This is a genomic window from Clostridia bacterium (assembly GCA_028698525.1).
Classification (GTDB): Bacteria; Bacillota; Clostridia; order JAQVDB01; family JAQVDB01; genus JAQVDB01.
The window spans coordinates 1-10,601 of the sequence record JAQVDB010000067.1 but is presented as its reverse complement, the minus strand read 5'-3'; the positions used below and the strand labels follow the sequence as shown (position 1 = coordinate 10,601).

The window sequence follows — 10,601 nt, the reverse complement described above, 5'->3', positions numbered from 1 at the left end:
TTTAATCAAATCTTTGGATAACTTTTCAAAATCTGTGGATAATATCTAAAACGTTATCTTCTTTTGTGGATATCTTTTAATTTTTTATATGTTTTCTTGTTTATTAAAAAAATGGGGAAACTCAAACAACAAAAGTGTTGCAAAAAAAAACAAATTATTGTACAATATGTGATAATACTTTTAGATGCCATTATATTTCTTATAAAAAGCGTTGAAGGGACTAGTAGGTAATATCCAGATGATTACAGGGAGCCGGGGAAAATGAGAACCGGTATCGTCTATATTATTGAACATCATCCCGGAGCTGTATGGCTGAACTTTAAGTAAGTCATGCCGGAGTCAATTATACCCGTTAAAGTATTGAGGTATAAGCATTTTTCAAGAAATGCCGTACCTTTAAAGTGTATTGCTATAAGCAATAAAATAGGGTGGTAACACGGAAGATAAGCTTTTCGTCCCTAACAGTATATGTTAGAGATGAAGGGCTTTTTTTATACGTATTCTTAGTTATATTCAAAGGTTTTATGTAGGAGTTTAAATTTGAATATTGTGTTAAATAAAAAATGGAGAGGTGATTTTAATTGAAGATGAAGGGTGCAAGGGTTATCCTAGAATGCTTGAAGGAGCAGAAAGTGGATACAGTGTTCGGATATCCTGGTGGAGCGGTACTTCCTATATATGACGAATTTTATGATTTTGAAGGTATAAAGCATATATTGACGGCCCACGAGCAGGGTGCTACTCATGCGGCAGATGGATATGCCAGGGCAACGGGAAAAGTAGGGGTGGTATTTACTACGTCAGGACCGGGAGCTACCAACGCTGTTACGGGTATAGCTACAGCTTATATGGACTCTGTTCCATTGGTGGTGTTTACTGGACAGGTGGCATTGAGTCTTTTGGGCAAAGATTCTTTTCAAGAGGTTGACATAACGGGAATTACAGTGCCGATAACAAAACATAATTATATAGTTAAAGATGCTAGCAAACTGCCGGAAATAATAAGGGAAGCGTTTGATATTGCAAGATCAGGCAGACCAGGACCGGTGCTTATAGATGTACCTAAGGATATACAAGGTGCTGAAATAGACTATGTTCCTTGCGAAGTAGATACTAGCTTTAAGACATATGATAAATACAATAGATATTACACCGATGGAGAGCTGCATGAAAGATGTGTGAAAAATGCAATGGAGGCTATAAATAGCAGTGAGAAACCTGTGATTTATGCCGGGGGCGGAGTCAAGATTTCATGTGCTCAGCAGCAATTGAAAGAGTTTGCAGAGAAGATAAATGCTCCTGTAATGTGTTCATTGATGGGATTAGGAGGTTTCCCGGGAGATCACCCATTATATCTAGGTATGGTGGGGATGCATGGAACAAAATATTCTAATTATGCGGTATACGAATCTGACTTGATAATAGCGGTGGGAGCCAGGTTCAGCGACAGGGTTATAAGCAAAGTGGAAAAATTTGCGCCAAGCGCTAAGATAATGCATATTGATATTGACCCTGCTGAACTGGGTAAAAATATAGATGTAGATTATCCGATAAATGGTGATGTGAAAGAGATATTGGAACGGTTGAATGTAGAAGTATGTGCAAAGAATAATATTGAATGGAATAAAAGGATAGAAGGCTGGAAAAACCGATACCCTTTAAGAGTTATAGAAAATGGTGCTTTAAAACCGCAATATATAGTGCAGAAAATATATGAACTTACCAAGGATTATGGTATTGTGACTACCGAAGTGGGACAAAACCAAATATGGGCAGGGCAGTATTTTAATTATTCTAGGCCCAGAACTTTTATATCTTCAGGTGGACTGGGAACTATGGGCTATGGGCTGGGTGCCTCTATCGGGGCACAGATAGGTTGTCCAGATAACAGAGTTATAAATATAGCAGGTGATGGCAGTTTTAGAATGAACTGTAATGAACTTTCAACTATAAGCAAATATAAGTTGCCGATAATACAGGTAGTGTTGAACAATGGATCCCTCGGGATGGTGAGGCAATGGCAGGAATTATTTTACCAAGGCAGATTTTCTAGCACTACTTTAGGCCATGAGGTAGATTTTATCAAATTAGCGGATGCTTACGATATAAAAGCCAAAAGGATTACCCAAAATCAAGAGGTTGAACCTGTATTAAAAGAAGCATTGAGTGCAAATGAACCTATATTGATAGAATGTTTGATAGATAAGGACGAAAAGGTGTTTCCAATAGTACCGCCGGGAGCGCCTATAAAAGATATAATTGAAGAGTGACAGTGTTAAAATATCAGTCTGCTATCTGATATAACTTATTTTAAGTGATGCGGACAGCAGACTGATGAACAGACCAAAAAATATATTTTAATTACTGTAAAGAACAAAAATCAATAGCATAGCATATATGATGAATAATATTCCTTGACGGATAAAAGAAGAAGGCGATACAAATTTTATTTGCTCGCCTTTTCTAAACTTTCACCTATATTATACGGGTATAAGTGACCCTTTATTGCATTTTTAAGACCTTGGAAATTCTTGTTTTCTATATTTTTGACTATTTTCCTGTGATCATCAATAATCCTTTGATTTGATTTTTGCCGAGAGCTGATATCTTTGTTCAAAAAGCTGGAATCATTGATGAATGAGTTAAAATGCTCTCTCAATATCTTATAAAATCCGTGTAATACTGTATTTTTTGAACATTTTAATACTACAGTATGAAAGTAAAGATCTTCTCTATAAAACCCTTCAAAATTGCCGGATTCATTGTGTTTTATCATTTTATCGATACTGCGGTGCAGTTTTTCAATCTGCTTATCATCTGCTCTTTCTATGACCAAAGGAAGTACTGCAAACTCTATCATAGCCCTTGCTTCTGCAAGTTCCTTGCTTTTGATGTTGTTGATGTGCATCGAAAGAGAAAATTGACTGGTAAGGGATGCGAAGTCAAAGTCTTTTATGATCATCCCTTGTTTTTGCTTTGATTCAATCAATCCTATAGATTTTAAAGATTGAAGGGCTTCTCTAAGCGTGGTTCTGCTTATTCCAAGGCTTTGGGTCAATTCGCTTTCGGTAGGTAATCTATCTCCCGGTTTTAAGTCGTTATCCAATATATATTTTTGTATTTCATCGACTGCTTGTTCATAAAGATTACTTTTTTTAATAGGTTTCATAAATATAACTCCTGTTTTGTTCGATATCTTTATTTATACTCCAGTTGGAGCATATTTATAATAATATTATAATACAACAAATGCTTTTGTAAAGTTTAAAGCAATTGTAAATAAAAGTTTCAAACTTACGTTAATATATAGTATATATTATATTCTTCAAGTTTTAAATATATAGTTTTACATTTATATCATATTGAATTTAATTGATATATCCTTAAGTTTTGTTATTTGACATATCTATATAGAATGCAGTATAATTTATAGTAATATTATAATACAAAATAGCTTTGGGAGTTTTATACCACCGGTTTATAAATTGGTATTTTTTTAATATATCGTTCGTAAAGAAAACAAAGATCTCTGATACATGTCCAAGGAGAAGGGTAAAAAATTTATTTTGTTGAGGAACGTTGATTTAAAGTTATTTATTATTGCAAAAATACACACCAAAGAGTCAATATATTGCGTTGCATATCCTTCTAATCTTTACTATAATCGAGACCAAAAATCATATAAAGGGATGAGATTATGGAAAGTCATTTCAGAAGAGTCCAACAGATTGCTATTCATCATGGGGAGGAGTATGAAAAGCACAATGGTGCTATTGTGCCTCCCATCTATGAAAATTCTCTATTCAGGTTTCCTGATTTTGATTCATTAGAAGACCAAAATTCATCAAGGTATGCGTATACCCGAATTGATAATCCAAATTATAAGATTGTTGAGAAAAAAATAGCTAAGATGGAAAAAGGCCAAGCAGCACGTTGCTTTGTTTCCGGTGTTTCTGCTATTTTTTCAGCTTTGTCAGCGTTTCTGGAAAAAGATGCTCATGTTATTTCGGTAAGAACTGTATATGGTAGGGTGAATGAATTTCTAAATACTTATTTCAATAGATATGATGTTCAGGTTACGAGAGTAGAAGGTGATGATATAGATGAAATTGAGCAGGCGATAAGACCCAATACAAAGATAATATATCTAGAAAGTCCATCATCACTTATTATGAAATTGCAGGATCTGAAGGCTGTGGCAAAAATTGCAAAGCAAAACGGGATCTACACAATAATAGACAATACATGGGCTACCCCGGTTTTCCAGAATCCTTTGGAATTAGGAATAGATGTGGTGGTACATTCAGTATCAAAATATCTCAGCGGCCACAGCGATATAATAGGTGGTGTGATAGTCTCCAGCCAAGACATAATGGATAGTATACCAAGGTTAGGCAATTTTTTACCACCCTTTGAGGCATGGCTGCTCTTGCGAGGACTGAGAACATTAGGAGTAAGGATGAAGTGTCACCAAGACAATGCATTGGCTGTAGCCAAGTTTTTAGAGAATCACGATAAAGTGCTAAAAGTAAACTATCCTGGGCTGTCTAGTTTCCCCCAGTACCGGTTGGGTAAATCACAGATGAGGGGATACAGTGGTACGTTCAGTTTTGAGCTGGATACCGATAAGCAGGGGATAAGGAGGTTTATAGATGGGTTAAATTTTTTTGCTTTAGGTTCCAGTTGGGGAGGATTTGAAAGTGTAATCTCTGCCTTGGTTGCTGGTAGGAGCGAACAGGATGTAATAGATATAGGTTATTCGCCTAAACAAGTGAGGATTTCGATAGGACTGGAAGACGTGGATTGTCTGCTAGAGGACCTTGAAAGTGCACTAAAGCTTATATAGTTAAGCATATAGAAGATTGAAAAGGAGGATAAGATTGGATATACAGATAACTGCTGAATTGAACGGAAACAGCATTGTTGCTGTACCATTCCAGGATAAAAGGATATTAAACAATGCTGCTCAAGAGTTGTTGGGTGATGTGGATATAAATAAAAGCTGTTATGTTTGTAATGGAAGAATATACATGGTGGGCAATATAATGAATGATAAACATTATCTAATAGCTGTAGATTTAGGGGGATGTCACCAAGAAGATATAAGGAAAATTTATGGAGAATTGATAAGGATTATAGACTGTGAGTATTATGAAAATGTGGTTGTATTTATTCCTAGCATTGAAGGAATCAGTACGGATGATTCACTGAAGGCAATAGTAGAAGGGATAGATCTTGGCAGTTATTCATTTAATAAGTATAAAAGTAAGGATAAACATAGAGACTGTAAGGTTTTACTATATCCTGATGATCAAGAGTTACATGAAGAACTAACTAGGGCATTGGATAGAACCTTATGTATTACTGATAATATAAAATTTGCAAGGGACTTGGTAAATGAGCCGGGCAATAAGCTAAACCCAAAGACTTTTGTGGATAAAATACTCCAATGTACTAAAAATACAAATATACAGGCAGAGATACTCGATGTGGAAGAAATGGAGAATAGAAATATTGCCGGCATACTTGCCGTGGGACGAGGGAGTGAATGTAAGCCCAGACTTGCTTTGTTAAAATATCAAAAAGGTAGTTCAGCTTCTACTATTGCGTTGATAGGTAAGGGAGTGACCACTGACCTTGGAGGTATCAGTTTAAAAATAGGACGGAATTTATCTCCTGCTAGGACTGATCTTGCAGGTGCTGCAGCAGTATTGGCAGCAATTAATATTGCTGATCAGTTAGATATTGATGTTAATATTTATGGAATTATACCTTTAGTAGAGAATATATGCGATGGAAATGCGCTAAAGCCAGGGGAGATTATAAGATACAATAACGGTATTACAGTAGAAATTCAAAATACCGATGCGGAAGGAAGGCTTGTTCTGGCTGATGGGATATTGATGGGCAAAGAACTTGATGCTGACATCATTATAGATGTTGCAACTCTTACTGGGAGTTGTACTCGAGCACTGGGCTCAAAAATTGCAGGAGTTTTAGGGAATGATGCATTGGTGCAAGATATAATAGATTGTGGACAGGAGTGCGGAGAACATTTTTGGCAACTCCCTCTATACCAAGGTTATAGATATGCTCTTGAAAGTGATATAGCTGATATAAGCAATATATCGCTAGAAGAGCCAGGAGTTATAACTGCAGGCTTATTTTTAAAAGAGTTTGCAGGAGATGCAAATTGGGCCCATATTGATATAGCAGGCACTAGAAATTCCAGCAAAACCCAGGGATATATTATAAAAGGAGGGACGGGATTTGGAGTAAAGACACTAGTAAGACTTATTGAAAAATTAGCTAAACAAAATCAATGAGTTCAGATTTGCTGAACACCAATATTTTAAGAGAGGCGGAATAAAAATGACTAAAAAAACTTTTCCTTTAGGTGACAAAGACCTTAAAATTGGTATTTTGGGAATGACAGAGGGGAACGGACATCCTTATTCTTGGAGTGCTATGTTTAACGATTATAATGCTGAATATATGAAGAATTGTCCTTTCCCGGCTATCCCAGCATATCTAGATAAACAGCCAAAGAGCACTATCGGTATCCCTGGTGCTTCTATAACTCATATATGCTGTGATAACAGAGAAGATGCTGAAGATGTTGCAAGAAGTTCTCTTATCCCTAATGTTGTAGACAAACCGGAGGACATGATAGGGCAGGTGGATGCAGTAATAGTAGCAACAGATATAGGATCCGAGCACGTAGATCGTTGTAGGCCCTTTATAGAAGCAGATATTCCTATGTTTATTGATAAGCCTATGGTTGATAACGAAAAGGATTTGAGGATATTTACAAAATGGCATAACGATGGTCATCATTTCGTGTCCTCAAGCTCAATGAGATATACTAAAGAGCTTGAGCCATATCATCAAAACCATTATGAGTTAGGAAAGCTCATGTATATTTGCATTACTATGACAAAAAAATGGGAAACATACGGTATCCATGCCCTAGAGGCTATGTATCCATTGCTTGGTCCAGGGTTTATTTCTATTCAAAATACAGGGACGTACCAAAGAAATATAATACACATAACTCATCAGAGCGGATGTGATGTCAATATTCCGTTATCAGCTGGTATGGCTTCAGGACCTTGTGTACTAATAGGGAGTGCATCTAATATTGTAATAACACCTCAGGATTCTTACTATTCTTTCAAAAAGCAGTTGGATAAATTTGTTCATTGGCTTAGAACAGGAGAAGAACCACAACCCTTTGAGCATACCCAGGAGCTGATGAAGATGGTTATAGGCGGCATAATAAGCCGTGAAGAGGGAAATAGAAAAGTTATGTTGGATGAAATAAAATTGATATAAATTCGGGAGGTAAATAATATGGATATACTTGATGACTTTAATCTTTCAGGCAAGAGCGCTCTTGTTGCTATACCCGAAGGACCTTATGGTAGGGCATCTGCTCTAGCTTTATGTGAAGCCGGAGCATCAGTATACATTGCATCTGATAATATAGGTGCAGCAGAAGAAGTAGCTAAAGACATTAAAAAGCAAGGATTTTCCGTTACGGCCATAGAATATGACCCGGCAAGTGAACAATCGATAATCCAACTCAGAGATAAAATTATTGGAGAAACTGGAAAGCTGGATATATTAGTGTTAAATGCTGGAGAAAGGTTTACCAATGGCTGGAACAATGGTACAGCTGAAGAGCTCTATGAAAATCTTGAGAAAAATCAGATAGGGACCATGCTTATAACTAAGATAATGGGGAACCAAATGGCTGAAAACAAGGCAGGGAGCATAATATTTTTATCCTCTGTATATGCTTTTGTGGGTCCGGATAGATATAATTCAGCTGAATGCCCTGAAATGCAGGATTATGATTTTTCTATAGACAGGGTATTTACTTTTGGAGGTTATGTAAACTATGCTCGTCAAGCAGCCAGCTACCTTGGACAGTTTAATATTAGGGTCAATACAATATGTGCTGCTCCTTTAGACAAGCCGGAAAGATACGCTCAGGAATTTGCTAAACGTACTACGCTCCTGCGAAATGCTAAAGAAAACGATATAAAGGGTCTTGTTGTTTATCTTGCATCAGATGCTTCGTCCTTTGTATCGGGGACTTCAATTCCAGTTGACGGTGGATATATAGCTAAATAAGGAGGTAATAAAATGAATACAATGGAAAGATTTTCACTTAAAAACAAAATTGCACTGATGACCGGAGGAGGAGGTCTTTACGGTAAACAAAGTGCATATGCCCTATGTGAAGCAGGAGCAAAACTGTATATGGCTGTCCGGTCTTTGGATAAGGCCGAAAAGCAGGTAAGGGAAATGAGAAAGCAAGGTCTTGATGTAGAGTTTATAGCTTACGATCAGGGCAGTGAAGAATCCATAAATAATGTTGTGAGTCATGTGATGGATAAAGAAGGCAGGATTGATATTCTGGTAAATGCTGCAAGAGTTCCTGGAGGGCCAGGTGGCTGGGAGCAAACCGAAGAAGGTCATCAACTTTCAACAAAAATAAATTCTTTGGGATTTCTGCTTATTACAAGACTTGTAGGAGAAATCATGATTAAACAGCGAAGTGGCGTTATCATTAATTTTGGGTCAATGATGGGAAGTATCGGTGTTGAGCCTAGAAACTATGATGGATTTCCTGACATGCGTGCTGGTGGTTTTGGTCACGACTATTTCTTTAATAAATCAGCTATAGCAGCATTTACTCGTCAGGCTGCCAGTTATTATGGGAAATACGGTGTGCGAGTGAACTGTTTGAGTCCTGGTGGTCTTCAGTCTGAGAGAACGCCGGAAGAGTTTGTCAAAAACTATTCAAAGCATACTGTTTTAAATCGCATGGCAAACGATGATGACGTGAAAGGAGTTGTTGTTTTTCTTGCATCAGAGGCAAGCTCATACATCACAGGTCAGGATATACTGATGGATGGAGGCTATACATCTATATAATAGAACTAGGGAAATAACTACATAAATTATGAGTTTTCAGGGTTATTAGGTTTTCCTGAAATTCGCAATTTATGTAGTTTGATTTTTATTATTAGAACTTACAAAAATGATGAGGAGGAATAAACATGCTAGTTGGTTTACACAGGGTGGATATTACGCCAGAGGTAGGTATTCCTATAGGGGGCAATGTTAGAGCCGACAATATCTCTAGAGGTATACATGATCCTTTATATGCAAACATAGTTACTATGAAGAATAAGGATGGGAATATATTATGTTTTATAGGATTGGATTTGGTGGGAATATACAGAGAAGAATGTATCAATATAAAACAAGATATAAACAAGTTGACCGGGATACCTGAAAATGCAGTGATTATTAATGCAACGCATACACATTCAGGACCTGATATAGTACGAAAGAGAAAAGGCGGGGTATCTCCTGACACAAGAAAGTATCTAGACCAACTGGTAACAAAAGTATCTTGGGGAGCAAAACAGGCGTGGGAAAACATGATAGAGTGCAAGGTAGGTATAGGCAGAGGATATGAAGATAGCCTGAGCTTTAACCGTAGGATATGGCTCAAGGATGGGACACTACATATGAATTGGGAGGATATACCGGTAGAAGAGATAGATAGACCGGCAGGCCCGATAGATCATGATATATTCGTTATAAAGATAACCGACATGCAGGAAAGATGCATAGGAGTGATGGTCAATTTCACGTTACATGCTGCCGTATTAGTGGGAAAGGATTGGCTTTTTTCAAGGGATTATATAAACGGGTTAGATAATAGAATAAAAGAGAAATTAGGAAAAGACACCTTTGTATACTTTGCAAATGGGGCAGAGGGCGATGTAAACCATATAAACCTATGGCATAAAGAACAGGGCAGAGATTTTGATGAAGCAGATAGGATAGGAAGGATACTGGCAGACAACATACTATACTTTATAGATGACATAGAAGTAAAAGAGGATATAGAGATAAAAGTATCAGCAAGGGATCTGAAGATGCCAATACGGGAGATAACTGAACAAGAGATACGGAATGCTAAAAAATTAGTAGCAGAAATGGGCGATAAAAAGTTAACGTTACTAGATGGGATACCTGATGTAGAGTTTGCAAAATATCTGTTGAATTTAGCTGCGCAAAAAGAGAAATGCAGCTATGAATTAACTTATATACAAGCGATTAAACTGGACGAATTAGTGATAGCTGCATTTCCGGCAGAAGTGTTTGTGGAGTTCCAGCTAAAACTGAAAGAATTATCTCCTCATAGATATACAACGATATTTGGGTTAGCAAACGGCTATAGCGGAGGATATATTCCAACTCCTAAAGCTTTTGATGAGGGTGGATATGAACCAACTACTGGTGTAGGGATATTTGCCAAAGATGCGGGTGATGTTTGGGTAAATACAGCACTCAAAATGATAAAAGAATTTTGATCAATTACATATATATCTTTTTGGTACAGCAGGAGAGGGTTATGCTGTAACAGATGATTGACTAGTTAAGACTTTTTTAAAACAAGGGGAAAATCAATTGTTGCATAATAAATATAACGATGATATAATTTATAGTCAGGTTATCCTTGCCCTGGTCATGCAGGGCCGTTATAGTCCATAAGGAGGTGAAAGCATGCGAAA

General features: G+C 37.0%; 8 protein-coding genes and 1 other annotated feature. Of the genes, 7 read left to right on the top strand and 1 reads right to left on the bottom strand.

The window, feature by feature from the left end; all coding sequences use genetic code 11:
* Positions 1 to 202 precede the first annotated feature (202 nt).
* Positions 203 to 463, top strand: a binding site (T-box leader).
* A gap of 118 nt (positions 464 to 581) precedes the next feature.
* The gene (gene ilvB / locus PHP06_09235) at positions 582 to 2,270 is read left to right on the top strand and encodes a biosynthetic-type acetolactate synthase large subunit (protein ID MDD3840736.1); all 1,689 of its coding nucleotides are present in this window, start codon (positions 582 to 584) and stop codon (positions 2,268 to 2,270) included.
* Between the two features lie 176 nt (positions 2,271 to 2,446).
* On the opposite strand, the gene PHP06_09230 is transcribed toward ilvB, so the two are convergent.
* Positions 2,447 to 3,169, bottom strand: a complete 723-nt coding sequence (locus PHP06_09230) for a FadR/GntR family transcriptional regulator (protein ID MDD3840735.1) — start codon at positions 3,167 to 3,169, stop codon at positions 2,447 to 2,449.
* Between the two features lie 528 nt (positions 3,170 to 3,697).
* Between PHP06_09230 and PHP06_09225 the strand changes: the two genes are divergently transcribed.
* From PHP06_09225 to PHP06_09200, 6 genes are all read left to right on the top strand, one after another.
* Positions 3,698 to 4,846, top strand: a complete 1,149-nt coding sequence (locus PHP06_09225; protein ID MDD3840734.1) for an aminotransferase class I/II-fold pyridoxal phosphate-dependent enzyme — start codon at positions 3,698 to 3,700, stop codon at positions 4,844 to 4,846.
* Positions 4,847 to 4,880: 34 nt separating this feature from the next.
* Entirely contained in the window at positions 4,881 to 6,326 is a 1,446-nt protein-coding gene (locus tag PHP06_09220; GenBank protein ID MDD3840733.1) for a M17 family peptidase N-terminal domain-containing protein, read from the top strand.
* A gap of 46 nt (positions 6,327 to 6,372) precedes the next feature.
* Positions 6,373 to 7,335: a Gfo/Idh/MocA family oxidoreductase gene (locus PHP06_09215; GenBank protein MDD3840732.1), complete on the top strand. Its 963-nt coding sequence runs from the start codon at positions 6,373 to 6,375 to the stop codon at positions 7,333 to 7,335.
* An 18-nt stretch (positions 7,336 to 7,353) separates the two neighbouring features.
* On the top strand, positions 7,354 to 8,139 hold the full coding sequence (locus tag PHP06_09210) for an SDR family oxidoreductase (protein MDD3840731.1): 786 nt from the start codon (positions 7,354 to 7,356) through the stop codon (positions 8,137 to 8,139).
* A 12-nt stretch (positions 8,140 to 8,151) separates the two neighbouring features.
* Positions 8,152 to 8,946 carry an SDR family oxidoreductase gene (locus PHP06_09205; GenBank protein MDD3840730.1) on the top strand — a complete coding sequence of 265 codons (795 nt, stop codon included), beginning with the start codon at positions 8,152 to 8,154 and terminating at the stop codon, positions 8,944 to 8,946.
* A 125-nt stretch (positions 8,947 to 9,071) separates the two neighbouring features.
* Entirely contained in the window at positions 9,072 to 10,400 is a 1,329-nt protein-coding gene (locus PHP06_09200) for a neutral/alkaline non-lysosomal ceramidase N-terminal domain-containing protein (protein ID MDD3840729.1), read from the top strand.
* The last annotated feature ends 201 nt before the right edge of the window (positions 10,401 to 10,601 follow it).

What these genes read in the sequence shown, in the direction of transcription:
- PHP06_09230 (MDD3840735.1), bottom strand. Translation starts at nt 3,169, where the DNA reads ATGAAACCTATTAAAAAAAGTAATCTTTATGAACAAGCAGTCGATGAA.
- PHP06_09200 (MDD3840729.1), top strand. Translation starts at nt 9,072, where the DNA reads ATGCTAGTTGGTTTACACAGGGTGGATATTACGCCAGAGGTAGGTATT.
- PHP06_09215 (MDD3840732.1), top strand. Translation starts at nt 6,373, where the DNA reads ATGACTAAAAAAACTTTTCCTTTAGGTGACAAAGACCTTAAAATTGGT.
- PHP06_09225 (MDD3840734.1), top strand. Translation starts at nt 3,698, where the DNA reads ATGGAAAGTCATTTCAGAAGAGTCCAACAGATTGCTATTCATCATGGG.
- PHP06_09210 (MDD3840731.1), top strand. Translation starts at nt 7,354, where the DNA reads ATGGATATACTTGATGACTTTAATCTTTCAGGCAAGAGCGCTCTTGTT.
- PHP06_09205 (MDD3840730.1), top strand. Translation starts at nt 8,152, where the DNA reads ATGAATACAATGGAAAGATTTTCACTTAAAAACAAAATTGCACTGATG.